At 67.5% G+C, this 26,543-nt stretch carries 27 protein-coding genes; 15 read left to right on the top strand and 12 right to left on the bottom strand.

Annotation, left to right across the window (positions count from 1 at the left end):
• The first annotated feature begins 128 nt into the window (after positions 1–128).
• Positions 129–977, top strand: coding sequence for a tryptophan 2,3-dioxygenase (kynA, locus tag AL755_RS01950; RefSeq protein ID WP_054009479.1), 849 nt, complete (start codon positions 129–131; stop codon positions 975–977).
• Positions 978–1,078: 101 nt separating this feature from the next.
• Here the strand turns inward: kynA and AL755_RS01955 are convergent, their stop codons facing one another.
• From AL755_RS01955 to AL755_RS01970, 4 genes are all read right to left on the bottom strand, one after another.
• Positions 1,079–2,224 carry an alpha/beta hydrolase gene (locus AL755_RS01955; RefSeq protein WP_054009480.1) on the bottom strand — a complete coding sequence of 382 codons (1,146 nt, stop codon included), beginning with the start codon at positions 2,222–2,224 and terminating at the stop codon, positions 1,079–1,081.
• 17 nt (positions 2,225–2,241) lie between these two features.
• Positions 2,242–3,630: a DUF3100 domain-containing protein gene (locus tag AL755_RS01960; protein WP_054009481.1), complete on the bottom strand. Its 1,389-nt coding sequence runs from the start codon at positions 3,628–3,630 to the stop codon at positions 2,242–2,244.
• The gene (locus AL755_RS01965) at positions 3,627–4,868 is read right to left on the bottom strand and encodes an amidohydrolase (RefSeq protein WP_054009482.1); all 1,242 of its coding nucleotides are present in this window, start codon (positions 4,866–4,868) and stop codon (positions 3,627–3,629) included. Before AL755_RS01965 ends, AL755_RS01960 begins: the two co-directional genes overlap by 4 nt.
• Before the next feature lie 61 nt (positions 4,869–4,929).
• A complete protein-coding gene (locus tag AL755_RS01970; protein ID WP_107503787.1) occupies positions 4,930–5,742 on the bottom strand; it encodes a MurR/RpiR family transcriptional regulator in 813 nt (270 codons plus the stop codon).
• Positions 5,743–5,971: 229 nt separating this feature from the next.
• On the opposite strand from AL755_RS01970, the gene AL755_RS01975 reads away from it, so the two are divergent.
• From AL755_RS01975 to AL755_RS01990, 4 genes are all read left to right on the top strand, one after another.
• Positions 5,972–6,595 (top strand): hypothetical protein, encoded by a 624-nt coding sequence (locus AL755_RS01975; protein ID WP_054009483.1) that lies wholly within the window; start codon positions 5,972–5,974, stop codon positions 6,593–6,595.
• A 226-nt stretch (positions 6,596–6,821) separates the two neighbouring features.
• Positions 6,822–7,721, top strand: a complete 900-nt coding sequence (locus tag AL755_RS01980) for a hypothetical protein (RefSeq protein ID WP_054009484.1) — start codon at positions 6,822–6,824, stop codon at positions 7,719–7,721.
• 151 nt (positions 7,722–7,872) lie between these two features.
• Complete coding sequence (locus AL755_RS01985; RefSeq protein ID WP_054009485.1) at positions 7,873–8,586, top strand: queuosine precursor transporter; 714 nt, start codon at positions 7,873–7,875, stop codon at positions 8,584–8,586.
• Positions 8,587–8,813: 227 nt separating this feature from the next.
• A complete protein-coding gene (locus tag AL755_RS01990; RefSeq protein ID WP_054009486.1) occupies positions 8,814–9,248 on the top strand; it encodes a DoxX family protein in 435 nt (144 codons plus the stop codon).
• Between the two features lie 83 nt (positions 9,249–9,331).
• Here the strand turns inward: AL755_RS01990 and tgt are convergent, their stop codons facing one another.
• From tgt to AL755_RS22750, 4 genes are all read right to left on the bottom strand, one after another.
• The gene (tgt, locus tag AL755_RS01995) at positions 9,332–10,702 is read right to left on the bottom strand and encodes a tRNA guanosine(34) transglycosylase Tgt (RefSeq protein ID WP_054009487.1); all 1,371 of its coding nucleotides are present in this window, start codon (positions 10,700–10,702) and stop codon (positions 9,332–9,334) included.
• A 113-nt stretch (positions 10,703–10,815) separates the two neighbouring features.
• Positions 10,816–11,532, bottom strand: a complete 717-nt coding sequence (locus tag AL755_RS02000; RefSeq protein ID WP_054009488.1) for an SRPBCC family protein — start codon at positions 11,530–11,532, stop codon at positions 10,816–10,818.
• Positions 11,533–11,669: 137 nt separating this feature from the next.
• Positions 11,670–12,209 (bottom strand): NUDIX hydrolase family protein, encoded by a 540-nt coding sequence (locus tag AL755_RS02005; protein ID WP_054009489.1) that lies wholly within the window; start codon positions 12,207–12,209, stop codon positions 11,670–11,672.
• Positions 12,210–12,278: 69 nt separating this feature from the next.
• Entirely contained in the window at positions 12,279–12,941 is a 663-nt protein-coding gene (locus AL755_RS22750; protein WP_054009490.1) for a hypothetical protein, read from the bottom strand.
• A 72-nt stretch (positions 12,942–13,013) separates the two neighbouring features.
• On the opposite strand from AL755_RS22750, the gene AL755_RS02015 reads away from it, so the two are divergent.
• Entirely contained in the window at positions 13,014–13,616 is a 603-nt protein-coding gene (locus AL755_RS02015; RefSeq protein ID WP_054009491.1) for a YdeI/OmpD-associated family protein, read from the top strand.
• Positions 13,617–13,633: 17 nt separating this feature from the next.
• On the opposite strand, the gene AL755_RS02020 is transcribed toward AL755_RS02015, so the two are convergent.
• Positions 13,634–14,005, bottom strand: coding sequence for a VOC family protein (locus AL755_RS02020; RefSeq protein ID WP_054009492.1), 372 nt, complete (start codon positions 14,003–14,005; stop codon positions 13,634–13,636).
• Between the two features lie 57 nt (positions 14,006–14,062).
• On the opposite strand from AL755_RS02020, the gene AL755_RS02025 reads away from it, so the two are divergent.
• Complete coding sequence (locus tag AL755_RS02025; protein ID WP_054009493.1) at positions 14,063–14,488, top strand: MarR family winged helix-turn-helix transcriptional regulator; 426 nt, start codon at positions 14,063–14,065, stop codon at positions 14,486–14,488.
• Between the two features lie 94 nt (positions 14,489–14,582).
• On the top strand, positions 14,583–15,173 hold the full coding sequence (locus AL755_RS02030; protein WP_054009494.1) for a YdeI/OmpD-associated family protein: 591 nt from the start codon (positions 14,583–14,585) through the stop codon (positions 15,171–15,173).
• 8 nt (positions 15,174–15,181) lie between these two features.
• On the opposite strand, the gene AL755_RS02035 is transcribed toward AL755_RS02030, so the two are convergent.
• Positions 15,182–16,189, bottom strand: coding sequence for a GlxA family transcriptional regulator (locus tag AL755_RS02035; protein ID WP_054009495.1), 1,008 nt, complete (start codon positions 16,187–16,189; stop codon positions 15,182–15,184).
• A gap of 52 nt (positions 16,190–16,241) precedes the next feature.
• On the opposite strand from AL755_RS02035, the gene AL755_RS02040 reads away from it, so the two are divergent.
• Positions 16,242–17,450, top strand: a complete 1,209-nt coding sequence (locus AL755_RS02040; RefSeq protein ID WP_054009496.1) for an MFS transporter — start codon at positions 16,242–16,244, stop codon at positions 17,448–17,450.
• Here AL755_RS02040 and AL755_RS02045 read toward each other — a convergent pair.
• The gene (locus tag AL755_RS02045; RefSeq protein ID WP_054009497.1) at positions 17,440–18,522 is read right to left on the bottom strand and encodes a glycoside hydrolase family 76 protein; all 1,083 of its coding nucleotides are present in this window, start codon (positions 18,520–18,522) and stop codon (positions 17,440–17,442) included. The two genes, AL755_RS02040 and AL755_RS02045, sit on opposite strands and share 11 nt — an antisense overlap.
• 153 nt (positions 18,523–18,675) lie before the next feature.
• On the opposite strand from AL755_RS02045, the gene AL755_RS02050 reads away from it, so the two are divergent.
• Positions 18,676–19,449 (top strand): SDR family NAD(P)-dependent oxidoreductase, encoded by a 774-nt coding sequence (locus tag AL755_RS02050; protein WP_107503788.1) that lies wholly within the window; start codon positions 18,676–18,678, stop codon positions 19,447–19,449.
• Positions 19,446–20,639, top strand: a complete 1,194-nt coding sequence (locus tag AL755_RS02055; RefSeq protein WP_054009499.1) for an acyl-CoA dehydrogenase family protein — start codon at positions 19,446–19,448, stop codon at positions 20,637–20,639. The genes AL755_RS02050 and AL755_RS02055 overlap by 4 nt, the downstream gene beginning before the upstream one ends.
• Before the next feature lie 121 nt (positions 20,640–20,760).
• Here the strand turns inward: AL755_RS02055 and AL755_RS02060 are convergent, their stop codons facing one another.
• Positions 20,761–21,567, bottom strand: a complete 807-nt coding sequence (locus AL755_RS02060) for a DUF1684 domain-containing protein (RefSeq protein ID WP_054009500.1) — start codon at positions 21,565–21,567, stop codon at positions 20,761–20,763.
• 255 nt (positions 21,568–21,822) lie between these two features.
• On the opposite strand from AL755_RS02060, the gene AL755_RS02065 reads away from it, so the two are divergent.
• From AL755_RS02065 to AL755_RS02080, 4 genes are all read left to right on the top strand, one after another.
• A complete protein-coding gene (locus AL755_RS02065) occupies positions 21,823–22,281 on the top strand; it encodes a hypothetical protein (RefSeq protein ID WP_150116977.1) in 459 nt (152 codons plus the stop codon).
• Between the two features lie 48 nt (positions 22,282–22,329).
• Complete coding sequence (locus AL755_RS02070) at positions 22,330–22,908, top strand: SRPBCC family protein (RefSeq protein ID WP_082368810.1); 579 nt, start codon at positions 22,330–22,332, stop codon at positions 22,906–22,908.
• 129 nt (positions 22,909–23,037) lie between these two features.
• Positions 23,038–25,857: a phosphoenolpyruvate carboxylase gene (ppc, locus tag AL755_RS02075; RefSeq protein ID WP_054009503.1), complete on the top strand. Its 2,820-nt coding sequence runs from the start codon at positions 23,038–23,040 to the stop codon at positions 25,855–25,857.
• Positions 25,858–26,001: 144 nt separating this feature from the next.
• Positions 26,002–26,307: a hypothetical protein gene (locus AL755_RS02080; RefSeq protein WP_054009504.1), complete on the top strand. Its 306-nt coding sequence runs from the start codon at positions 26,002–26,004 to the stop codon at positions 26,305–26,307.
• Positions 26,308–26,543 lie beyond the last annotated feature (236 nt).

A 26,543-nucleotide genomic window follows, 5' to 3' on the forward strand; every position in this document is an offset into this window, starting at 1 on the left:
CTCGCCACGAATTCCGTGCAGCCGCGTCACTGGCGCGCAACCCGCCGCGGCTTGGGCGCATACCGGTGAGCCGGTCCGGCCGTCCGGGCGTAGTGTGTGGGGAAACAGCGTAGGGAAAGGTAACCGGCATGCCCAGGAACACCCGCAAGATCGAATCCGGCATTGAGACGGACTTCAGCGACAAGATGAGCTACGGCGGTTATCTGGCCCTGGACACGCTGCTCAGCGCGCAACGGCCCGTCAGCACGCCCGAACACCACGACGAGATGCTGTTCATCATCCAGCACCAGACCTCCGAGCTGTGGCTGAAACTGGTGCTGCACGAGCTGCGGGCCGTGCGGGAACACCTCGCTGCGGACAATTTGCGGGCGGCCATGAAGGGCGTGGCGCGGATCAAGCACATCCAGCGCTCGCTGACGGAGCAGTGGAGCGTGCTGGCCACGTTGACGCCCAGCGAATACGCCCAGTTCCGCGGTGACCTGGGGTCGTCGTCGGGCTTCCAGTCCTACCAATACCGGGCCGTGGAGTTCCTGCTGGGCAACAAGAACGCCGGCATGCTCAAGGTCTTCGCCGACAACCCGCACGCCCAATCCATGCTGGCGGAGCTCTTGGACCAGAGCAGCGTGTACGACGAATTCCTGCGCCTGCTGGCCCGGCGGGGATTTGCCGTCCCCGCCGAGGTGCTCGAGCGCGACGTCACGAAGGCCCACGTGTTCAACGAGGGCCTGGTGCAGCTGTTCAAGGTGGTCTATGAATCCCCGGACGAATACTGGGACCTGTACGAGGCCTGCGAGGAATTGGTGGATCTGGAGGACAACTTCCAGCTGTGGCGCTTCCGGCACATGAAAACTGTGATGCGCACCATCGGCATGAAGACGGGCACGGGCGGGTCCACCGGCGTCGGCTTCCTGCAGCGGGCCCTGGACCTGACGTTCTTCCCGGAGCTCTTTGCCGTCCGGACCGAAATCGGAAACTAGGCCCGCGGGCCTTTTGCCATGCGCAGGGCACGCCGGCGGCCGTTGCGCCCACCCCGTGCCTGCGCAACGCGTGCCCGCGTGTCGTGCGCATCCCACAACTGTCAGGCCGGGCGCTCCGCCCAGCGGTGCTGTGCGGCGGCGTCGACGGCGGCCTCCGCCCAGCGCCCCATGCCGGCATACGCCTGGGCCCTGACCTCCGCCGCGGAGAGGAACACGTCGTGGAACGCCGCCGGGATCCTGTGCAGGGTCACGTCCCGGCCCAAATCCAGTGACCGCTTGGCCACGGAATCGACGTTCAGCACCACGTCGGCGGCCAGTGCGTTGGAGGACCATTTGGGTTGCAGGTAGCTCTTGTCCGAGAGCATCACCAGCACGGGCACCTGGATGCCCAGGCCGCGGGCCACCTGCGCCTGGCCCTGGAAGACGGCGTTGAGGAACGCGGGCGTGACCGGGAAACCGCGGTCCGGGCGCCATTGCGGCTCATAATTCCATTCCCCGTCGTAGCGGGAGGAGACGGCGCGTGTGTAAAAACCGGGGTCGATCGGCGGCAGCGGCGCGAGCGGCTTGAACCGGGACCGGGCCTGGATCAGCGGCGCCACCACGGCCCTGCCCATCTCGCTGGCCTGGAACTCCAGCCACGGACTGTTCAGCACGACGGCGGCCGCGGCACCCGGGTGCCGGGCGGCCCACAGGCTCAGGGTCAGCCCGCCCGTGGAGTGCCCCAGCAAAATCAGCGGCCGCTCGCGCGGAACCGCGGGCGCTGCGGGGCGTTCCCGGCCCGTGAGCGCGTCGATCGCGGCACCCAGCCGGTGCCGGGCAGCTTCCAAGAATGCGTGTTCAAAGCTGGCCTCGTCCGGGGCATCCTCCGGCGCCGGGGCGGCCATCACCTCTTCGGCGGCCACGCTCCGCCCCATGGCGGACAGTGCGGCGGCGATGTCGTCGTCGTACTCGGTGAGGGAGGCAACCTGGCCCGGGACATGGCCCGGGCGCAGGCTGCGGCCGTAGTTGTGCAGGTCCAGGGCGTAGAAGTTGGCGCCGGCCCGGTGCCAGAACTCGGCCAGTTCGCGCTGGAAGAAATAGTCCGACCAGCCGTGGACGTACAAGACGTCGGCGCCCGTGAGCGCCGACGCCTCCCACGGCTCGGCGTCCCCGGCGTACCGCACCAGCGTGGCCGGGGCGCCGGCGGGCAGCTCGAGGGTGAGCTGTTCAAAATCCGGGCCGAGGACGTCCTGAAGCCATGAGGTCATGGCTCGATGCTAGCCGCTTATGACCAGTATCCGAGGGAGAACTCCGCGATGACCACCGAGAGCAGGAACGACGCCGTGATGGCCACCAGGCCCACGGGGATGATTTTCCAGCCAATGTTCCGCAGCAGCGGCACGTCCTTGCCCAGCGACAGCCCGGCCAGGGTCAGCATGACGGTGGCGATGGACAGGAAGTCCACGGCCGACACCAGGTCCGTGAGCATCTTGGCGCCGAAGAACCAGGGGCTGGAAACGTAGGCGCCAATGGTCGTGATCCAGATGATGGCCGAGACCTTGCGGGTGACCTTGTGCAGGAACAGGCCCAGCAGCACCAGCGCCATGAGCACCACGTAGCCGCCAATGATGTTCCAGTGCAGACCCTTGGCGGCCACGGACGCGGTGCCGACGCCGAGGATGGTCAGGGTGCCCAGCGACAGCCACAGCGGCAGCTTGACCTCGGCGGAGGACTTGGCGACCTGTTCGCGGAACTCGCGGTTGACGGCGTCGGCCTCGGTCTCCTCGCCGGTGGCGGTGGCGGCGGCCGTTGCAGCGGCGGGGGCGCCGGATGGGGTGACCGTCCGGGACTCAAGGGCGGCCTCGGTGGCCGTGCGCTTGCGGGTGAGGACCTTGTAGAACTTGTCGGCCAGGGGCAGTGAAACGTAGATGCCCACATACACGCCCAGGATGGTGGTGATCAGGTTGGAGACGGCCGCCATGCCCAGGATGGCTTGTTCGTTGCCCGGGTAGGCGTCGATGATGCTGGCGGCGGAGGCGGCCATCATGGAGCCCGAGCCCACGCCGGACCCCATGGCCAGGGCCAGCGGGTTGAAGAAGCCCCAGTTGGCCACGAGGGATGTCAGCAAGGTGATGAACACGGCGCCAAAGAGGGTGCCGAACACGTACATGGCGAGCACGCCGCGGTACTGGTCGGAGTCGGGGCCGTACTTTTCCGAGACCATGGCGAAGGACGGTTCACGGTCAAGGGAGAACGTGGCGCCCACGGTGGCCTTGCCCATGCGCAGTAGCACGGCCAGCGGCAGGGCCAGGAACACGGTGCCCAACAGGTGGCCGACCTCCTGCAGCAGCAGGGCCGGTCCGGCCTTGACCAGGGCGGGCAGGCTGGGGCCGATGTTGAAGGCCAGCCGGGCCACGAGCAGCATGACGGCCACGCCCACCAGGGCGGAGGCCACCTTTTGCAGGTCAATGCCCAGCGGCTTGAACTTTTGGATCGAGACCAGCAGGCCCACGATCAGGCCCCACACCATGGGGAAGATGACGATCGAGCCGATGCCGACGTTGATCTTGGCCTGGCCGATGTACTGCACGGCCAGGGCGATGATCAGCGCCAGCAGGGCGATCGGCAGGGTGTGCTTCATGCCGGCCTTGGCCGGTGCGGTTCGGGTGCTCATGCTGATTGGTCCTTGGATTGGGCTGCGCCGGAAAGTGCTGCGCGGCTGTGTGCGGCGGCGATGAAGCGCTCGCGTTGAGTGGGGGAGGTGGCGGCGTCGGCTGTGGTCCAGGCCAGCGCCACGGCGGCCTCGAACATGACGTCGTAGGCGGCCGGGGTGTCGGCCAGTGCGGCGAACGCGTGGGAGTGGATGGGCACGTCGGCGCCGGGGATGCTCAGCCATGGGTGGAGGCTGGGGATGACCTGGGAGATGTTGCCCATGTCGGTGGAGCCGCCGCCGAGGCCGGCGGCGGGGGAGGTGTCCTTGCCGAATACGTCCATGGCCGCCGTCCAGTGCGCGGCGAGGTCGTCGTCCTGGAGGAGTGGTTCGTACAGCGGCTCGGTGGATTCGATGGCCAATTCGGTGCCCGTGGCCAGGGCCGCACCCTCAAAGCAGTGGAGGACGCGGGTCAGCAGGGATTCGTAGGCGGGCAGCGTGAAGGCGCGGCACTCGAATTCGACGACTGCCTTCTCGGGAATGATGTTCGTGACGTGGCCGGCCTCGGCGACGTACATGGCCACGCGGTGGTCGCCGGGGATCTGCTGGCGCAACAGTCCAACGGCCACCTGGCTGAGGACCGCCGCGTCGGCGGCGTTGACGCCCAGGTGCGGGGCTGCGGCGGCGTGGGCTGCCTTGCCGGTGAACGTGGCACGGTAGCGGCCCACGGCCTGCGCGCTGGTGCCGGCGGGGTTGTAGGTGATGCCGTCCTGGACGGGGTGGACCATCAGGGCCAGCCCGACGCCGTCGAACGCGCCGGCGTCGAGCATGATCGCCTTGCCGCCGCCATGTTCCTCGGCGGGCGTGCCGATCGCCTTGAGCGTGATGCCCAGGGCGTCGGCCAGCGGGGCCAGGGCGAGCGCGGCGGCCACGGAGGCGCCGGCGATCAGGTTGTGGCCGCAGGCGTGGCCGATCTGGGGGAGGGCGTCGTATTCGATGCACAGCGCCACGGTCAGGTCGCCGCTGCCCGCGGTGGCCGTGAAGGCGGTCGGCAGCCCGGAGGTGCCGGTTTCAACCTCAAAGCCGCCCTCGCGGAGCAACTCGACAATGGCCGCCGAGGCGCGGACCTCCTCGAAGGACAGCTCGGGGTTGGCGTGGATGTCGCGGGCCAGTGCGTGGACCTTTTCACGCCACTGCACGACGCCGGAGGCCAGCTCGGCGTGGACGCCGTCCGCCTCAGTGGCGATGTTCGTCAAATTCATGGGGGTGCTCCTTGGGGCGCGGGATGATCGGTGCTGCGAAGGGGGTAGGAACGCGGCGGTGTTACTCGAGGTGGATGTCGAGGTCCTTCCACAGCTGTTGCGAGCGGCGGATGGTTTCGCGGCTGCGTTCCGGGTGGGCGGCCTGCATGCCGGCCAGCAGGCCGTAGACGAGGGACGTGGTGGCGGTGACCGATTGGAAGAACGCGATGCCTTCGGACGGGACGATCAGCAGGTGCTTGGCGATCGCGGCGAGCCGGCCGCGGCGCATGTCGCTGATGGCGATGATGGTGGCGCCGGCCCGATGCGCGGCCTCCGCGGCGGCGATGACCTGGCCAATGGAGCGCCAAATGTTGATGATGACCATGACGTCGCCCGGGCCCAGCGTGTTGGTGCTGGTGGCCAGGTGGACGCCGGCCCGGCTTTCCAGGTGGATGGGGTAGCCCATGGTGGCGCCCAGGTGGGCCATGACGCTTGCCGGTGCGGCGTAGGATCCGTGGCCCACCACCAGGATCGACTTGGCCGCCGCGAGGGTCGCGATGGTGGCCTCGACGTCGTCGGCCGAGTTGGTCTCCAGGGTGAGCCGGAGGTTTTCCATGTCCCGGGTCAGGGCGGCGTGCAGCGGGCTGCTGTGTTCGCCGTGCTGGATCAGGGTGTCCTCGGTGGAGATCTTCACCAGGTAGCGGGAGCGCAATTCGCGTTGCAGGTCCGGCCAGCCCAGGAACCCGAGGGCCTGGGCCGTGCGGACCACCGTCGAATTGTTGACCTCGGCGCGGGCCGCGATCTCCGCAATTTCCGCGTAGGACGCCAGCTGCGGGTTGCGCATGATGACGTCCGCCACGCGGTTCTGGGCCTTGGGCAGCGACGTGCCGGACATGATGTCGTCGAGCCAGTCGATGCCGGGGCCGGTCGGTGATGTTAGGTGGGTCACTCTAGCAATTATGATTGCAGTCACGTTCAATTGCAATCCCAGTTGCGGAATGTGGACATGTTGCATCGCGGCCGCCCCGCGTGCCTATGCTGGGGTTGCCGGGGTGCCGAGCCCACGAGGCCTGTGGCGCCGGCGGTGAATGAACCGGAATTTTTCAGGGAAAAGAGTGAAGGTTATGGCTGATTGGCGCGATTCATTGGGCGAGTGGGGAGCGGCCTGGGCTGCCGTGCGGGACCGGGAGGCCGCGGCCGACGCCGGCCTGGTCACGGTTGCCGGGGACCCCGCCGAGGTGATTTTCGCCTGGCCGGATGAGGCGGCAGCCCAACACGCTGCGACGTCCGCCCCGGGAACACCGCTGCGTCTGGTCACCGACGATGCGGACGGTGCCACGGCGTTTGCGGCGTCGCAGGGCTGGACCCCGGCCGGGACGCTTGTGCTGCTGTCCGCCCGGACCGAGGACCTTGACCTGGTGCCCAGCCTCCCGGCCGAGGCCAACATCGCCGAGGCGCCCATGGAAAACTACGACGCCGTGGAGGTCGCCGTGTTTGACCGCCCCGCGGCGGCCGGGCGGATCCGGCTCGGGGACGGGCTGGCCGTGCTGGCCGGATTGCGCGTGGAGGACGGCCATGACGAATTCGTGGACCGCTTTGAGCAGGCCATGGTGGCATCCCTGGGCGAGGAGGCGTTCCTGCACGGGGCCGACGTCCTCTACCTCGTGGCGGAGCCGGCCCAGGCGGCCCGCTTCGCCGCCGTGGACGGCTGGGAGCGGGTCGCCGAAATCCTCGGTTTCACCCGCTGACGCGGGGTTTTGAAACGGCGGATTTCCGGCAAGGCAGCGCTTGTCCTGCTTTTAGGGTGGCCCTAACCACCCTGAAAGCGGGACAAGCGCCGACACGTGGACAAACCGCAGTAGTGCGGGCGCACGCAGTGCGGGTAATGCGGAAGTTTGACCACGGGGGCGGCAAACGGGCTACCCTGAAAAGGCCAAGCAAAGTACCAGCGAAGTCCACGCAAGGAGTCTGCAAATGCACTATTGGTGGGTCAGTCACGGCCGCAACTATGAACAAGCCATCGCCGACGGGATGCTCTGGGCATGCCCGGACCCCGACGGGAAACTGCCCGACGGCGTGGCGCCGCTGAAGGACATGGGCCAGGGCGATGTGGTCTTCAACTACTTTGGTCCCTACGTCCGCGCCGTCAGCCTGGTGACGGAAAAATGGCAGGCCGCGGCCCGGCCCGAGGGCTTTGAGTCGCAGCTGGGCGAGCCCGACGACGGCCTGCTGGTCCGCACCACGGCCCTGGCCAAGGACCTCCGGGTGCACCGGGAGCGCGCCGCCGACATCACCGAGGAGGGCGAGGGGCCGTTCAACGCGGCCGGCAAGCCCTACCAGCGCTACATCACCGAGCTGAGCGAGGAGGAGGGCCAGGCCCTGCTGGCCGAGTGCGGCGTCACGGCCCCGCAAACCTCCGCCGGAAGCCTGCGCGGCCTGCCCGGAAGCGTCTTCGGCGTGGAGGAGCCGGACAAGAAGACCCTCACCACGATTCGCCTGGAGCAGGCCCACCTCCGCAAGCATCTGCTGCGCGGCCGGTTGAAGGCGCCGTGCGCGCTGTGCGGGGAGGACCTGCCGGCCCGGCTGCTCAGTGCCGGCTATATCAAGCCGAGGTCGCACCTGACCGAGGAGGAGCGGATGGATTACGCCGGCTCCGCCATGCTGACCTGCGCACTTAGCTGCGACGCCCTGTATGAATGGGGATACATCGTGGTGGGCGCGGACGGCGGCATTCATGCCGGGCAGCCCGCCGAGACCGAGCGGGTCCGCAACGCCGTGGACCGGCTGGTGGGCCGCCACTGCACGGCCTTCAACGAACAAACCCAGGCCCGCTTTGCCGAAAACGAGGAGCTGATGCTGGCGCCGCAACCCTAGCCGGGGCGCCCCGCGGCGGGACATGGCAGAATTGGGGGCGGCCCGGGTGCAGACGGGTCCAGTGATAATACAGCCGGCCGGCTGCCCCGCGGTTTCGTTGCGGGGTGGTGTGCTGGGCGAACCACTTACCCACGATTTGAGATTCCCCCTTATGTCTTCGCTGCAAAGCAACGCTTCCGCAACCACACCCGCCCCGAAAACCGGCCCCCGGTTTGCCGCCGTCGGGAGTCCCTACTTCGGCATCCTGCTGGCCTGCATGGCCGTCATCGTGATCCTGTCCAACATCGGTGCGTCCAAGGGCGTGCTGATTGGCCCGATCGTCACCGACGGCGGGTTCTTCCTGTTCCCCTTCGCCTACATTCTGGGCGACGTAATCAGTGAAATCTATGGCTTCAAGGTGGCCCGGAAGGCCATTTTCACCACCTTTGCCCTGTCCATTTTCGCCTCGCTGACTTACTGGGTCATCATCATCCTGCCCGGCTTCAGCGACGATTACGGGGTGGCCAAGCAGCATGCCCTGGAGGACGCGCTGGGCCCGGTTCCGCAGATCGTGCTGGCCAGCCTGCTCGCCTTCCTTGCCGGGCAGACCATCAACTCGTTCATCATGGTCCGGCTCAAGGCCCGCCAGGGTGAGCGCAAGCTGTGGGCCCGCCTCATGGGCTCCAGCGGTCTGGGCGAATTCGTGGACACCCTGATCTTCTGCACCATCGCCGCACCCGTCATCGGGATCGCCGGCTTTGGCATGTTCGCCAACTACGTACTGGTCGGCTTCCTCTACAAGACGGGCGTCCAATACGTGATGCTCCCGATCACGACGCTCGTGATCGGCTGGTTCAAGCGGCACGAACCCAGCTACGCGGCGTAGCTTTTCACCGAGTCTGACGGACCGACGCCGAGTCTGACGGTGCGCAACTGCGGTTTCGCAGCGCTCCGTCAGACTCGGCGTCGGTCCGTTTCTCTTTGGGACACGCGAACGCCTTTACTTGACGCTTCAAGTTAATTTCTGCGACACTTTACTTGTAGCTTCAATAAACTGAGGCCCTGCGCCTGCTCATAAAGGCCCGCCATGACCCCACGAAACGGTGAAACCCCATGAACAACCCCGCATTGACCACGGCCGCCCGAACCATCCTCCGCGTCGTCGTCGGCTTCCTCTTTGCCGCTCACGGCTGGCAGAAGTACAACGAGTTCACGATCGCCGGCACCCAGGGCGCCTTTGCCCAGATGGGCGTGCCGGCCGCGGACTTGGTGGCCCCCGTCGTGGCAACCTTGGAACTCGTCGGCGGCATTGCCCTGATCGTTGGCTTCCTGTCCCGCCCGGTCGCCGCCCTGCTGGTGCTGGACATGCTCGGCGCCCTTGTCCTGGTCCACGCCTCCGCGGGAGTCTTCGTCCAGACCGGCGGATTTGAGCTGGTGCTCCTGCTGGCCGCCGCGGCGCTGGCCGTGGCGCTGGCCGGCCCCGGCCGCGTGTCGGTCGACTACGTGTTGTTCGGCCGCAAGAGCTCCAAGCTGGCCGTACTGGCCTAAGGCGTTCCCTGCGGGGGCCGTTGTGGTGATCCGACGCCGGCCGGCCGGGGTCGAATCACCACAACGGCCCCCGCTCCGCGTGGCTAGCGGTTCGGGTAGTAGCGGCGCAGCGTCTCGGCCTTGAATGCGAAGAACGTGCCGTCCTCGATGGCGAGCCGGGCGTCGTCGACCATCTTCACCACGAAGCGTTCGTTGTGGATGGAAACCAGCGTCGCCGCGACCATCTCCTTGGCCTTGAACAAGTGGTGGATGTAGGCGCGGGTGTAGTTGGCGCACGCATAGCAGTCGCACTCCTCCGACAGCGGCGTGAAGTCGCGCTTGTACTTGGCGCCCGAGAGGTTGAAGCGGCCGTCCGGGGTGTAGAACGCCGAGGTGCGGGCCACCCGGGTGGGGGAGACACAGTCAAAGGTGTCCGCCCCGTTTTCGATGGCCGTGAAGATGTCGTCCGGTTCGGAGATGCCCAGCAGGTGGCGCGGCTTGTCCTCCGGCAGCTCCTCGGCACACCAGCGCACAATGGTGCCAAGGTTTTCCTTCTCCAGCGCCCCGCCGATGCCGTAGCCGTCGAAGTTCATGGCGCCCAAATCCTGGGAGGCCTTGCGGCGCAGGTCCTCGTACTGGGCGCCCTGGATGACGCCGAACAAGGCCTGGTACGGCTTGCCGACCCGCTCCTCGGTGAGCCGGAAGTGCTCGGCGATGCAGCGCAGCGCCCACAGCCGGGTGCGTTCCAGGGACATCTCCTGGTAGCCGCGCGAGTTCAGCAGCGTGGTCAGCTCGTCGAAGGCGAACATGATGTCCGCGCCGATCTGGTGCTGGACGTTCATGGACACCTCGGGCGTGAAGCGGTGCATGTCCCCGTTCAGGTGCGACTTGAACCAGACGCCGTCATCGTCAATGTGCGCCAGCCGCTCCTTGCCCACGGCCACGGAATCGTCGGCGCCGGCCTGCGGGGAGGCGGCCGCGGCGTCCATGTTGATGACCTTCTTGAAACCCGAACCGAGGCTCATGACCTGGAATCCGCCGCTGTCGGTGAACGTGGGGCCCTGCCAGTTCATGAACTTCCCGAGCCCGCCGGCGGCGTCGAGCAGCTCCGCGCCGGGCTGGAGGTACAGGTGGTAGGCGTTGGACAGCAGCGCCTGCGCGCCCAGTTCCGCCATGGATTCGGGCAGCACCGACTTCACGGTGGCCTTGGTGCCCACGGCGATGAAGGCCGGGGTCTTGATGGTGCCGTGCGGGGTGGTGATGACGCCGGTGCGGCCCTGGAACTTCCCGCCGTTTTGTGCGACGACGGCGGCCGACGGCGCGCATGTATCGTTCAGCCGGGTGGTGACCCGGAATTCAAACTCGCTCTGCGACGCCGGCCGGCCCGGGGCGGCGTCGGGTGCGGCCGGTGCGGCGGCCGGGCTAGTTGCGGGGTCGGTGAAAAGCAGGTCCGTGCTGGATTCTGGGGAGGGCATTAGTCCATTTTGCCAGTGTTTCGCCGCGCGCCCCGCCAGAAAGGACCCGGCGAGGAGCCTGCCGGGCATTGTCCGGGCACTAGGCCGGAGCTAGGCGGGTGCTACCCGGGCCGCTACGCCTCCGGGTAGTGGGACTCCATGAAGGAATCCCACTGGGATCCGATCGTCTCCAGCGCGGTGGCGCCGAGGCCGTAGGTAGAGGCGATGATTTGGGCTCCGGGGTGTTCGCGCAGCCCTTCGACGGGGGACTGCTGGGCCAGGATCAGCAAGCCGTCGCCGTGCTCGGCATAGCCGGTCACGGTCAGGCCCACCTGGGAGTCGGTGCGGTACCAAACCCGCCCGCCGAGGGTGGCTCCGGTGTTGAGCGTGACCTGGTACTCCTCGCCGGGGTCCGGGAGCCAGCCGGTGTCGATGCCGAGCGCGTCCCACAGATTGGTGTGGGCGGCGCTGGTGCCGTCGACGAAGATGGTGCGGCGCGGCGTATGGGGGTGGCGTTCCAGGGCAAAGCGGAGCTGCTGGATGAACATGGTCCAGCCCTCGGTGATGTCGGAATCGTATTTGGCCCACTCGCCGGTGGCCACGCCGCGGGTCATGGTCAGCAAGGTGCCGTCCGGGTGCGGTTCCAGCACGAACGAGTCGCCCATTTCCAGGTCGAGGCGCAGGTGGTCGGCGCTTTCGCTGACCTCGCTGAAGTAGATTTGCCGGATCTCGTCGTCCAGGCCCTCCATTTCCCAGCCATGCCACTGGGCCACCCGTGAGGGTTCCCGGAGCATGTGCCACACCTGTTCGGCATCGGCGTTGATGAGCACTGAGAGCTGGGTGGTGGTCATGAAAGGTAATCTACGCTGGTTCACCTAAACGAACCAGCAGCACGCGGCCGCTCCCACTGATCGCATCCGAACTGGGCCCACGCTTGCCAGGTTCCGGGGAAATCGCGCCAGCGATTTATTCGGCCGGCAAGTGGGGATTAACGGCCCAAACCCGCGTAGGCGATCGCCTGGCGCACCAGCGCCCCGCGGCCGCCCACGAATTCGGCCTGCACGCCGGGGCTGAGCACTTCCTCCGGCGTCATCCAGGTCAGTTCCAGGGCGTCCTGGCGCGGTTCGCATTCGCCGGTCACGGGAATCACGTAGACCAGGGCGACGGCGTGCTGGCGTTCGTCGGTGAATCCGGTCTGCGAAGGGGAGGGCAGGTATTCGGCCACCGTGAACGGCACCGGGCTGACGGGCAGCTGCGGCAACGCCAGCGGGCCCAGGTCCTTTTCAATGTGGCGGATGAGCGCGGCCCGGATGGTTTCCCGGTACAGCACCCGCCCGGACACCGTGGTGCGCACCATGGAACCCTCGTCGTCGGCCTGCAGCAGCAGGCCCACCTCGTTGACGTAGCCCAGCGGGTCCAGGCGCACGGGAACCACCTCCACGTAAACCATGGGAAGACGGTTCCGGGCCTCGTACAGGTCCTCGTCGGACAGCCAGCCGGGGTAGGGATCAGGGGTGCGGACGCTCATACATAAGTTGTACCCCATGAACCGCCGGCGCACCGCTTTCGGCCCGGTGCCGTTTCCGCCGGGCCTGCTTTAGGGGCGAAGGATCCGCAGCGCAGTCCCGTCGGGCGTGCGGAGCGAAAGTGCATCGGCGTCCGGCATGTCCGTCGCAACCCCCGCCGCGGTGAGGCGGGCGCCCAGGGCGGCAAGGTCGCCGCAGTACTCAAGGCCCAGTTCGACGCCGTTGTGCCCTGCCGGGTGCGTGGCCACGAGGCCGCCGTTCTTGGCCCGGAAGAAGGAGCCGCCGCCGGGGCGGGTGATGAGTGGGCGGGCGCCGATATCGGCAAGCACCTTCCGTGCGCCGGCGTCGTCGGTGGTGTGCCAATGCATGACGACGGTCAGTAGGCCCGGTCCCACGAGGATTTCCTGAGCGACGGGAACGGCCAGGAACGCGGTGCCGTCCGGGGCATCCACCCGGGCGGCCGGGCCGTAATCGGAGTCGACCAGCTCGGCGGGCGTGCCGTCGGCGAGGGTTCGGTGCACAAAGATCTCGTGGTCCCGGACCTCGAACTCCAGGCCTGTGGTGCCGTCCTCGGCGCTGCCGGCATCTACCCGGAGCAGCCCAACCCTGCCGTTGCCGGAGTCAAAAACCCGGCGGTCGCCGTCATCCGCTATGCAGCGCAAACCGAGCGCCGTGAGCAGGTGGGCGTACTCCTCGAGGCGGGAGGTGAGGTGGATGGGTCTGACGCGCAGCATGGGCTCTCCGAAGTTGGTGGTTTGTCCACGGTAGCAATGCGGGGAAGCCGGGCGGGAACTAGTGTTGACCCAATGAGCGAACTTCCCGAACTCCTTGTCCCGGATGTGGCCGCGTGGCGTGCGTGGCTGGCGGAGAACCACACCTCGTGCCCCGGCGTCCGGCTGGTGCTGCACAAGAAGGGCGGCACGGTCACGGCGCTCGATTATGCGGCCGCACTGGATGAGGCGCTGTGCTTTGGCTGGATCGACGGCGTGGTGGGCAAGCGCGACGACGAGTCCTTTGTGCGCCGCTTTACGCCCCGCACCAAGGCCAGCAAATGGTCCAAGATCAATGTCAGCCACTTTGAGCGGCTTTCCGTGGACGGGCGCATGACCCCAGCCGGTGTGGCCGCAGCGGATGCCGCCAAGGCTGACGGCCGGTGGGAGGCCGCTTATGCGGGGCAGGCCGCCATGGAAGTTCCGGCCGACCTCTTGGCTGCGATCGCCGCCTCCGGGCCCAAGGCGCAGGCCATGTTCGACGTGTTGACCGCCACCAACCGCTACGCGTTCCTGTACCGGATCGCCAACGTCAAGAGCGAGGCCGCCCGGGCCGCGAACATCGAGCGCTTTATGGCGATGCTGCAAGCCGGCGAAACCTTTTACCCGCTAAAGCGCCGGCCCGCCCCTGTGGGGTGAACGCGGTTCGCCCGGGGTTAGCCGCGTGTGGCGCGATCGTGGATGGTGACCGTGTAACCGTCGGGATCCTGGAATACGAAGGTCATGCCAAATGGGCCCTCGAAGGGTTCCCGAACGATGGTTGTGCCGGCCTCCGCGAGCGTTTGATGAAGGGCGACGGCCTCGGGGTCATGGAGCCAAAGCGCGACGCCGAGCCCCAGCTTGCCGGATTCGAGGTCCACTCCCGGTTCGGGGTCGCGAATCGCGAAGGTCGGCTGGGTGTCGAAGACGACCGCGTGTGGAGGTGAGAAAGGTGCCCGGTTTAGGCCGACGGTGTTCTCGTAAAAATCAGCAGCCTTCTCGAGGTCGCGTACCTGCAGGGCAATGAAATCGGGGCCGGTGATGGCCATGATGGTTCTCCTTGTATGTCAGTTTCCTTACATATAACAGTATGTCAGAATTCTTACATGAACAACAGTGAAGTGCAGCTCGGATATGTGGTGAAGCAGGCGCAGTCATTGCTTCGCCTTCGCATGGAGGAGGCGCTGCACCCGCACGCCCTCACCGTTTCCCAGTACTCCTGCCTGCACCGCCTGCTTCGCGAGCCGGGGATCTCCGCCGCGGGGCTGGCCCGGGCCACGTTCATGACCCGCCAATCCATGAACTCGATGCTGCAGCAATTGCTCGAACGCGGACTGGTCGAACGTCCCGCCCGACCCGAATCCGGACGCGCCTTGCCGACAGCACTGACGCCGGCAGGCGTTGAGCTCCTCGCCGCGGCACAGGCCGAAGTGGACGGAGTCGAGGAGCGGATGCTCTCGGGCCTTGGTCCGGCCGAGATCGTCTCGCTCTCTCGCGGACTCAGCGCCTGCGTAAAAGCGCTCGGCGGCTGAGCCTGCAAAACCCGGCTGCGGGCGCGACGGCCTGGAGTTGAAGCCGGCGAACCCGGGGGTGCCGCCGGGCCGGTGCAGGAATTAGTGTTGGCCCATGATTGAACTTCCCGAATTGCTGCTCCCGGACGCGGACGCGTGGCGCGGCTGGCTTGCGGAACACCATGCCTCAAGTGCCGGTGTCAGGCTGGTGCTGCACAAGAAGGGCGGCACCGTCACGGCACTGGACTACGCCGGAGCTTTGGACGAGGCGCTGTGCTTTGGCTGGATCGACGGCTTGATCGGCCGGCGCGACGACGGCAGCTACCTGACGCGGTTCACGCCCCGCACGCGCACCAGCAAGTGGTCCAAGAACAACGTGGAGAACATTGCCCGGCTGACCGCCGCGGGGCGGATGCAGCCCGCCGGGCAGGACGCCGTCGACGCCGCCAAGGCCGACGGCCGCTGGGAAATGGCATACTCCGGCCAGTCGAAGGCGGAGGTTCCCGCGGACCTGGCGGACGCCATCGCGGCCAACCCCAAAGCCCAGGCCATGTTTGAGGTGCTTACGGCCGTCAACCGCTTCGCACTCATCTACCGCACTACCACGGTGAAAACCCCCGCCGCCCGGGCAGCGAAGATCGACCGGCTCGTGGCGATGCTCGCCTCCGGGGAGACCCCGCACCCGCAAAAACGCCGCCCGTCCTGAAACGGCGTCTACACGCCGGTGGCCTTCCGGGTGAAGGCGTGCCGGTACTGGCTCGGGGTCAGTGACGTGGATTTCTTGAAGACCTGGCGGAAGTTGGCGCCGGACCCCAGCCCGACCGAGGCGCCGATGGCCTCGACCGGTGCCGTGGTGGTCTCCAACAGCTCCTTGGCCCGGTCGATTCTTTGGACGGCCAGCCACTTCATGGGCGTGAGCCCCACATGCGTGTCAAAGCGGCGGGAAAGGGTCCGTTCGCTCAATGAGGCGGCCGTGGCGATCTGCCCAATCGTGATGGGTCGCTCCAGGTGGGTGCCCGCCCACTCCATGGCGGCGGCCACGTCCCGGGGTTGGGATGCCGCACCGGATCGCGGGCGGCGCTCGATGAATTGTGATTGCGTGCCTTCGCGCCTGGGTGCGGCAACGGTGGACCGGGCCGTGCGATTGCCCTCGGCCGCACCCCAGTCCGATTTCACGATGTGCAGGCAGAGGTCTATGCCGGCCGCAACGCCCGCCGAGGTGAGCACCTGCCCGCTTTCGACGAACAATACGTTTTCATCGACGGCCACTGCGGGGTAAAGGCGGGCCATCTCGGCCGTGTGCTCCCAGTGGGTCGTGGCCCGCACGCCGTCGAGGATTCCCGCCTGGGCCAGGGCGAAGGCCCCCGTGCAGATCGAGACCAGGCGCGCCCCGCGAGCGTGCGCGGCCTGCAAAGCCAGCCTCACGTCGTCGTGCAGTGGAAGCCGGGCGGAAGTGAAGCCCGGGATCACAATGGTCGACACCTCCTCCAGCAGCTCAAGCCCGCGGTCCGGAACCACCGTGAATCCGCCGTCGGCGCGCACCGGCAGGCCGCCGGCGGAGCAGGTGGCCACCTCATACAGGTGCGCGGCATTGCGCCCGAGGATCTGGATGGGGATGCCAAAGTCCAGGGCCAGGACCTCCGGCAGGGCGAGCACGGCCACCTTGATCCGCTCGGGAACTGCAGCACCGGGTGCGGTTGTCTTGGCGGGATAGTTTCGCATAGTGGCTATTCTGCCACTGTTGCACGGGGCGATTCCTTGAAAATGTGGACTCATGACCATCTCCGCGCCACGTTTTCGCGTCCTGCTGATTCAGCTGATCGCCGCCCAGGCCTGCTACTACATGATCGTCAGCGCCGACCTGACCCTGACGGGACTCGTGGGACTGTCCCTGGCGCCCAGCCCCGCCCTGACCACGCTGCCGCTGAGCCTGATCGTGGTGGTGGGGACCGCGTGTTCGTTTATCGCCGGAAATGCCGCCTCACGCTACGGATACCGCCCCGTCATGATTGCGGGCGCCGCCTGCGCCGTTGCCGGCGGGGCACTCTCCGCGGTGGCCGTCGGCACGCATTCCTTTGCCTTGTTTTGCGTTGGCACGGCGCTGACCGGCGGATATCGTGCCGTAGGCGGGTTCCTGCGCTTCATCGCCTCCGAATACGCGCCGCCGGCCCGGCGCGAACGGGCCCTGGCCCTGGTGTTGTATGGCGGAATCGTCGCCGCGGTGTTGGGGCCGGTTGCGGCGGTTGCGGCCTCAACGGCATGGAGTCGGCCGTATGTGGGCTCCTGCTTGTTGATCGCGGCCCTGGGCCTGGCTGCGGCGGTGCTCGCCCGGACCCTGCCGCCGGCGCAGCGAAGTATGGACCAAACGGCCGTGGAAGCGGTGCGGATCAGGGACCGGCTGGGGCACCCGAAATTCCGGCAGGCACTGCTGGTGCTGGCGGGGTCCGGACTCGTGATGACCCTCGTCATGGCGGCCGGCCCGCTGGCGGGTCACCATGCCGGCCATTCCTCGGCCATGGGCGCCGCGATGATTCAGTGGCACCTGGTGGGGATGTTTGCGCCATCGGCCCTGAGTGCATGGGCGCTGCGGCGGCTCGGCACCGGCAAAACAGTGGCCATTGGCCTGGCCGTCATGGCCGGCGGCTGCGCGCTTGGAGCCGTGGGCGTGGCCGCATGGGCCATGGTCGGATCCCTGGCGCTGGTTGGCGTCGGCTGGAACGTGCTGTTCGTGGCCGGCTCGGCGCTGCTCCTGCAGTGCTACCCGCAAGGCCGGGGAAGCCGGGTCCAGGGATTCATCGAAGGCGCCACGGCCGGCGTTTCCGCAATTGGATCCTTCGCCGCAGCCGACATCCTGATGGGCGCGGGCTGGGGCGGGACCAGCCTGCTGGCCCTGGCTGCCACGGCGGTGCTTGGCGCCTTGTTTGCGATCCTGTGGCGCCGGAAAGTCACCCAGGAGAAGGGTCTGGAAGCGATCAACGCCTGAGTGATGGACCGTCCCCGGCCAGTGCGGCGCACACCGCCGCGGCCTCGAAGATGGTCCAGCGCTGCACGGCGGCGGACAGCAGCACCGGTTCCGGCCCGGTGAGGGATGCCGCCGTGCCCAGCACCAGATTCGACGCCGTCGTCCGGGCCTGGGCGGGCAGCCTCGGGTCGCCCGCGGCCACGGCCAGGTAGCGGCACAGGATGCCCGTGAACAGGCTGCCGTCGCCGCCGGGTTCCAGCCGCAGCGCCATGGTTCCCGGCGCGGCTAGCTGATGTTCGACGGCGGAAATCAGCGCCGCCGCCTGCTCGGCGTAGCGCGGATGGTCCAGGTGCAGGAGCGCGGCGAGGATGGGCCCCTGGTTGTAGGTGTAGATGGTGCGCTCCACGTCCCGGCCGGTCGCCGAGGGGTGGATGCCGTCCAGGTAGAGCCCCGTGTCGGGGTCGAACAATTCGGTGCGCAGCCAGTCCGCCACGGATTGGGCGAGGGCATGGTCGCCCGTCCGGGCAAACTGCAGGGCGGCCGGGCCGTTGGCGGGCGTGTTCTTGTAGTCCCGCTTCCTGGACCAGTAGATGCCGCCGCCCAGGACGTCGTCGTGCGCGCTTCGCAGCTGGCTCGTCAACACCGCCTCGGCATGCGGGGCAAGGCGACCCGGCTTGCCGAGGACCGTGCGGGAGAGCCCGGTGAGGCGTCCGGCGGCGAGCGCCAGCCAGGCCATGTCGTCGAAGAAGTAGTTGGGGATGCGGCAAAAGTTGCGGATCATGATGCCGCTCAGGAGGCTGTTTGCGAGGACGGCCGAGTCCGTGGCGGCCCGCCGGTCACCCGCGCGCATGGCCCGCAGGCCGGCATCCACCAGGACATCCACATAATGAGCCTGCCACCAGTAGTTCCATTCGCTCCACGGCATTTGCTGCGGGGCGGCCGGCGCCGTGACGGCGCCGATCCACGTGCCCGGCAGGCCCAGGAGTCGGTGGCCAAAACGTGCGTTGACGTCGGCGGCGGCGCGGGCGGCCAGCCCGGCCCAATCCGGCAGTGCTTCGCCGTGGCCCGCGGGTTCACCTTGATCGCCGATCATGGACTCAAGCGTACTGAGTGTTCCGGACGTGGCAAGGGGATGGCGCCCTCCCCGTTTGCCCCAAGGGTTTTCAGTTAGTATGCATTAACGCAGTTTTCACGGTGCCGTCCGCCTTGCGCGGCCGGCACGCCTCGACGAGGAGGACGCATGAAGATTTCAGGCAACGGCACGGTTGCACTCATCACGGGTGGCGCATCAGGCCTGGGCGCCGCGACGGCGCGCCGGCTGCATGCGGCGGGGGCCGGCGTCGTGCTGGTGGACCTGCCGCAGTCCAGCGGGGCGGAACTGGCGGCCGAACTGGGGGAGCGGGCCGTGTTTGTCCCGGCCGACGTCACCAATGAGGAGCAGGTGCGGGCCGCCATTGCCGCGGCCGCCGGGCTGGGCACGCTGCGGATCGCCGTCAATTGTGCCGGTATTGCTACCCCGGGCAAGGTGTTGGGGCGGGAGGGCGTGCTGGCGCTGGAACAGTTCAGCCGGGTCATCCAGATCAACCTGATCGGCACCTTCAACGTGGTGCGCCTGTGCGCCGAGGCCATGGCCGCCGCCGAACCGCTCGAGGGCGAGTTTGGCCCGGAGCGCGGCGTCATCGTCAATACGGCCTCCGTGGCGGCGTTCGACGGCCAGATCGGCCAGCCCGCGTACGCCGCGTCCAAGGGTGGAGTTGCCGCCATGACCCTGCCTCTTGCGCGTGAACTGGCCCGCACCCTGATCCGGGTCATGACCATTGCCCCCGGCATTTTTGAGACGCCCATGCTGGCGGGCCTGCCGCAGGCTGCGCAGGATTCGCTGGGGCAGCAGGTGCCGCACCCGTCGCGCCTGGGCAAGCCGGCCGAATATGCGGCGCTCGTGGCACACATTGCCGCCAACGCCATGCTCAACGGCGAGACCATCCGCCTCGATGGTGCCATCCGGATGGCACCAAAATGACGGGTGCCGGGCATGAGCTGCCCTCCGCGGACTTTTACGACTACGAGTCCCTGCTGACCGACGCCGAGGCGGCCAAGCTGGCGCAGCTGCGCGAATTCCTGGCCGCCGAGGTGGCTCCCTACGCCACCGGCTGGTGGAACGACGCCGAGTTCCCGGCGCACATCCTGCCCAAGATCGCGGCCCTGGAGCTGGCCGCCCCGGACCGGCGCAGCTTCAGCCACCTGTTCACGGGCCTGGTGGTGGCCGAGATGACCCGCACCGACACCTCCCTGGCCACGTTCTTCCTGGTCCACCACGACCTCTTTGTCCAGGCGCTCATCGACTTCGGCTCCGAGGAACAAAAGGCCCGGCTGTTGCCGGACGCCGTATCCCTGCGCACCACGGGCGCCTTTGCGCTGACCGAGCCCGACCACGGCAGCGACGTGGCCGGCGGCATGGTCACCACGGCCCAAAAAGTCCAGGACGACGACGGCACGCACTGGGTGCTCAACGGCGCCAAGCGGTGGATCGGCAATGGCACGTTTTGCAACCACATGCTCCTGTGGGCCAAGGACGCCGACACCGGCGAGGTGCGCGGCTTCATCCTTGACGCGTCCCTGCCGGGAGTCACGCGCAGCAAGATCGAGAACAAGATTGCGCTGCGGACCGTGCAGAACGCGCACATCGTGCTGAGCGACGTGCGTGTCGAGGAACGGGACAGGTTTTCCGGCGTCGGCTCCTTCGGCGACACCAACAAACTCCTGCGCCATTCCCGGATCTCCGTCGCCTGGCAGGCCGTGGGGCAGCAACTGGCGGCCTTCGACGTGGCCCGGGCCTACGCCGTCGAACGCCAACAATTCGGCAAGCCGCTGGCGTCCTTCCAGATGATCCAGGCACAGCTGACCAGGATGCTCGGCAACGCCAGTTCATCCCTGGCGCTCATGGTGCGGGTGGCCGGGCTGCAGGACCGGGGCGGCGACGGGGACGCCACCATGGCGCAGGTGGCGCTCGCCAAGGCGCACACCACCGCCGCGATGCGCGAGACCGTCTCGCTGGGCCGGTCAATCCTGGGCGGCAACGGAATCGTCTCCGATTACCGGATGGCCAAGATCTTCGCCGACGCCGAGGCCATCTACACCTACGAGGGATCGCACGAGATCAACACCCTCATCGCCGGCCGGGCGATCACGGGCGTCTCGGCGATCGTGTAACAGACCCAAGCCCGCGACAAAGACCTTGGCCCGCGAGACAGGTGGTGGTCAACGCCTGTCTCGCGGGCCAGGGTCTGCCATGCGGCTGCGGGTCTGTCTCGCGGCAGGCCTGGCCGGAAAGTTACTTGCGCGGGTCGCGCTCGCCGGCTTCGACGGCGGCGTTGATGCGGTTGCCCTCCACGGGCGCCGGGCAGGTGCCGAAATCGGTGAACGCGCTGGGGTAGTTGATGGCCCGGTTGAAGTCGACCACCACGGTGCCGTCGGGGCGCGGCCGGGTCAGCTCCAGCTTGCGCCAGTGCGAGCTGGTGACGTTGTTGGTGTCATCGAAGAACGTCACGATCAGCGAGCCCAGCTGGCCCTCCTCGGCGGCGAGCCGATAGGTGGTGCCGTCCAGCTCAACGACGACGTCGCCCACCGTCACCGCGACACCGGGAACCTCCGGGTTGGCCGTGACGATGTCAACGGTGCGCGGCTCGGCATACCGCTCAAAGGTGCCGGTGAGCACGAGCCCCGGGTTGTAGTCGAACGCCGGGACGCCGTGGAATTCGGTCAGCGTGGGGGACTGGGAATCGCGGGTGCGGATCATGTAGCGGTTGGCGCGCACACCCAGCTCAACCACAACGGTGCCGTAGCGCACCCATCGCAGCGATTCCTCGTCGGCCAGTTCGGCCGTGATGGTGCCCACCACGGGTTCCCCAGTCGAGACCAGCGTGACCTGGTCCTCGGCACTGACGGTGAGGGTCGCCGTCGTGCCGTCACTGCGCCACAGGCCGGGCACGCCGTCCAGCGTCTCCGGAGCCGACGGCAGCCAGTGGAAGGAGGTCAGTGTCAGCCAGCCGTGCTCGGTGGCCAGTGCCGTGGCGCGGCCGGCGCGGAACCGGTCCCAACGCTCGGTGAGGCGGGTGAGATCTGCGGTTTGTACAGTCAACGGTGCTCCTAAAATGCCCTGCGGGTGTGCGGCTCAAGCCACTGTAGGCACAACGGGCGGGCACCTGCGGGTATTCCGGCGACGGCGGTCACTGGACGGTAGCGTTCCGCCGCAGCTCGGAGCGCAGATAACGAAGCTGCCAAGATTTCCAGAATCCCACACACCGGTATCCGTTCGGGGTAGCTTGCAGGTGTACCGGAACGCGGGGACGCGCCCGCCGCATGGCGCGGGGCGAAGACTTTTGGGGGTCCAACGATGGCGTATCGCAAACCAGCATCACCCGTGGCTCGGCGGCTCCCCGTCGCCTGTGCCATCCTGGCCTTTACCGGCATCGTCCTCTTGCAGTTCGATCCCACGGATCAACCGGGGCACTGGTGGGTGCCCGGGTTCACGGCATCAATAATCTTTGCCCTGGCAACCCCCGTCGCCTTCACCGTGCTGGTCGCGGGGCGGGTGCAGAAGCCAAACCGCGATATGCGGTGGCTCATCGCAATCACGGCCCTGCTGGCTGTTCTCTCCGTCGCCGCGAGTTCGCAGATGCTGTCATACGGGAGCAGATACGGCGCCTCCGGTGATATCGGCGGCACCGCCATGTGGCTCCTGTCGACTGTCGGCTTGCTCGCGGTGGCGCTTGTGACGACGACGTACCTGCCCAAGTCCTCGCCACCATCCGAGCCACAACAGGAAAGCCCGGACGGGCCGCAATCGCCCTAAAACCCCTCACAAGAATGAACCGCCGGGAACTGGTGAAAGAATGGCGGGATGGCAAGTAATACCGAAATGAACAAGGACATGGCCCGCTTCGAGCTGGGCACCGTGACGGCCCTGGACGGCGATCGCGCGCAGTTGACGCTGACGCGGGATTACGAGGCGCCCATGGAGCAGATCTGGGCCATGCTGACGGATCCGGAACAAACCCAAAAGTGGTGGTGCAAGGTCCGCGGCCAGGCCCGCACGGGCTCCTCCTTCGACCTGAAATGGCTCAACGTCAAGGACGAGGGCCACGGCATCGAGACCGACTGGTGGAACGGGCGCGTGGTCAATGCCGAAGAACCGCACGTCCTGGAGGTCAGCAACTCCATGCACGGCACCATCCGGGTGGAGCTGTCAGCGCACGGCACGGGCACCACGCTGACGTTCACGAACATCATTTCCGTCCCCGACGAGGTGGTGTTGATGTCGCTGGCCGGCTGGCATGTGCACCTGGACCACCTGCAGGAGGCGCTGGAGGGCAAAAGCGTCGACTGGCCGCACTGGTGGGACGACTTCTACCCGTGCTGGGAACAAATCCACGCCGCCTACGCCGCCGTGCACGGCCAGGGGCGCCCCGACACTATTTGAGACGGATTGGCCCGTGTGAGCGCCCGCACAGTAGGATCCAAACGGCCCTGTTTCCGGGCCCCACCGTATTCAGCGCCGCATACGAGCACCTTAGAAGCACGACCGTACAGACCGTAAGGACGCTGACTCATGAGCTCAGAACTGCATCCAGACCCCCAGGGCACCTTCGCCGATCCCGCCGAGGACTCCGATCTTCGCCGCGACGTGCGCCGCGTCAGCACGCTGTTGGGTGAATCCCTGGTCCGCCAGCACGGCCCGGACCTGCTGGCCATGGTGGAACAGGTGCGCCTGCTGACCAAGGAATCCAAGGAAGCGGCCCGCGGCGAGACCGGCACCGGCCCGTGGAGTGCCAACGACGTCGCCGAACAGGTCCGCGAGGTCCTCTCCTCCCTGCCGCTTGAGCAGGCCACCGATCTGGTCCGTGCCTTCGCGTTCTACTTCCACCTGGCCAACGCCGCCGAACAGGTGCACCGCGTCCGTAGCCTGCGCTCGCGGCCCGAGCAGGACGGCTGGCTGGCCAAGGCCGTCACCGAAATCGCCGAAAAGGCCGGCTCCGAAGCCCTGCAAAAGGTCGTCAACGAACTCGACGTGCGCCCCATCTTCACCGCGCACCCCACCGAGGCCTCGCGCCGCTCCGTGCTGGACAAGATCCGCAAGCTTTCGGACATCCTGGCCACGCCATCGGATGAGGGCAGCACCGCCCGCAGCCGGCAGGACCGCAAGCTGGCCGAAATCATCGACCAGATGTGGCAGACCGACGAGCTGCGCAAGGTCCGTCCCACGCCCATGGACGAGGCCCGCAACGCCATCTACTACCTGAACAACATCCTCACGGACGCCATGCCCGAGGTGCTCACCGAGCTCACCGACCTCCTGGCCGTCCACGACGTGAAGCTGCCGGCGGATGCCGCACCGCTGCGCTTCGGCTCCTGGATCGGTGGCGACCGCGACGGCAACCCGAACGTCACCTCCGACGTCACCCGCGAGGTGCTGGTGCTGCAAAACGCGAACGCCGTGAAGAACAGCATCGCGCTCATCGACGAACTCCTGACGGTCCTCTCCAACTCCAGCTCCCTCTATGGTGCGGACAAGGAACTGACCGACTCCATCGCCGTCGACCTGGCCAAGCTGCCCGGAATCGATCCGCGCGTGCTGGAGCTGAACGCCGAGGAACCGTACCGGCTGAAGCTGACCTGCATCAAGGCAAAGCTGCTGAACACGCGCAAGCGCGTTGGCGCCGACGGCTACCACGAGCCCGGCCGCGACTACGCCAACACCGCCGAGCTCATCGCCGACCTGGAACTGCTGGAAACATCGCTGCGCAACAACTCGGCCGCCCTGGTGGCCGACGGCGCCCTGGCCTCCGTGCGCCGCGCGATCGCCTCCTTCGGCCTGCACCTGGCCACCCTGGACATCCGCGAGCACGCCGACCACCACCACGACGCCGTCGGCCAGCTCATCGACCGCGTCGGTGAGCTCGGCAAGCCCTATGCGGACCTGGAGCGGGACGAGCGCATGCGCGTGCTCAGCGCCGAACTGGCCAGCCACCGCCCGCTGTCCGGCCACCCGATCAAGCTCGACGGCATCGCCGACGGCACCTACGACGTCTTCCGCGTGGTGCGCCGGGCCCTGCACACCTACGGCCCCGACGTCGTCGAAACCTACATCATCTCGATGACCCGCGGTGCCGACGACGTCCTGGCCCCGGCCGTGCTGGCCCGCGAGGCCGGGTTGGTCCAGCTCACGGGCGAGAACCGCTACGCAAAGATTGGCTTCGCCCCGCTGCTGGAAACCGTGGACGAGCTGCGCGCCTCCGCCGAGATCGTGGACCAACTGCTTTCCGACCCGTCCTACCGGGAACTGGTGCGCCTGCGCGGCAACGTCCAGGAAATCATGCTCGGCTACTCGGACTCCAACAAGGAATCCGGCGTCATGACCAGCCAGTGGGAAATCCACAAGACCCAGCGCAAGCTGCGCGACGTGGCACTCAAGCACGGCGTGAACGTGCGCATGTTCCACGGCCGCGGCGGCTCCGTGGGCCGCGGTGGCGGACCCACCTACGACGCCATCATGGCCCAGCCCAACGGCGTCCTCGAAGGTGCCATCAAGTTCACCGAACAGGGCGAGGTCATCTCCGACAAGTACTCGCTGCCCGAGCTGGCGCGCGAGAACCTGGAACTGTCACTGGCCGCCGTCATGCAGGGTTCGGCCCTGCATCAGGCGCCGCGCCACTCCGAGGACGACCTGGTCCGCTTCGGTGAGGTCATGGAGACCATCTCCGACGCCGCCTTTGGCACGTACCGGACGCTCATCGACCACGATGACCTGCCCGCCTACTTCCTGGCCTCCACCCCCGTGGAACAGCTGGGCAGCCTGAACATCGGCTCCCGCCCGTCCAAGCGGCCCGACTCCGGCTCCGGCCTGGGCGGCCTGCGCGCCATCCCGTGGGTGTTTGGCTGGACCCAGTCGCGGCAAATCGTGCCCGGCTGGTTCGGCGTGGGCTCGGGCCTGAAGGCCGCCCGCGAGGCCGGCCGCGGCGAGGAACTGAAGGAAATGCTGGCCAACTGGCACTTCTTCTCCTCCACCATTTCCAACGTGGAAATGACGCTCGCCAAGACTGACATGGACATCGCCGCCCACTACGTGCGCACCCTGGTGCCGGAACCGCTCCAGCACCTGTTCGCCGCCATCCGTGCCGAATACGAGCTCACGGTTGCCGAAGTGCAGAACCTGACGGGCGAGGTGGAGCTGCTGGACAAGCAGCCGCTGCTCAAGCGCTCCCTGAACGTCCGCGACCAGTACCTGGACCCGATCTCCTACCTTCAGGTGGAACTGCTGCGCCGCGTCCGCGAGGCCGACATCTCCCAGAGCGAAGTGGACGAGCGCCTGCAACGCGCCATGCTCATCACGATCAACGGCGTGGCCGCCGGCCTGCGCAACACGGGGTAGTCCCTGCGACGGAGGGACCGGCATGCCCTCGGCTGCTTTCCGATCCTCGGCCGCGGGCGGCCTCCGGTCTCCCTGACGCAGCCTACGGGCAAACCAGTCCCTCCGTCGGTGCTTGTGGGGACCCATGTCGTTTAAGCTGGGTCAATGCCTTCCTTCCGTGCCACGCTGCAAATCACCGGCCTGCGCCCCGGCCACGCCCCCGAAGAGGTCATGGACATGGCCGTGGCGGTGCTCGGCTCCGCCCATGTAGTGGAGGCGAACCAGCTCGACGTCGTCGCCGGCGTCCCGCGGATCACCGTGCGTTTCATGGTGGAGGCCAGCGAGTACGACGCCGAGGACCGGCAGGCGCGCGACGCCGCAGCCGCGCTGCAACACGGCGTCAACGCCGTAGCCACCACGGGCGCCCTGCGAGCCTTCCGCCGCTCGGCCGGCAAGTGGCTCGCGCTCTAACGCGGCGACCCACCGCAATTCTTGGTCCTGGCTCCCTCGGCCACGGCGAGTGCGCAGCTGATGTCGCTTTCCGCGACCGATAACCGCATTATGTGCGCACTCACGAAGCCTCATGCAGATGTGATGCGGATCACAGTGAATTGACCGTGACGTTATTACTCCCCGGTACGCCTTATCTGTGAAGGCGCCAAACGGCACCAAGCGCACAGCAGCATGATGCGCATCGACTATTGGGA

The organism is Arthrobacter sp. ERGS1:01 (assembly GCF_001281315.1).
Classification (GTDB): Bacteria; Actinomycetota; Actinomycetes; order Actinomycetales; family Micrococcaceae; genus Specibacter.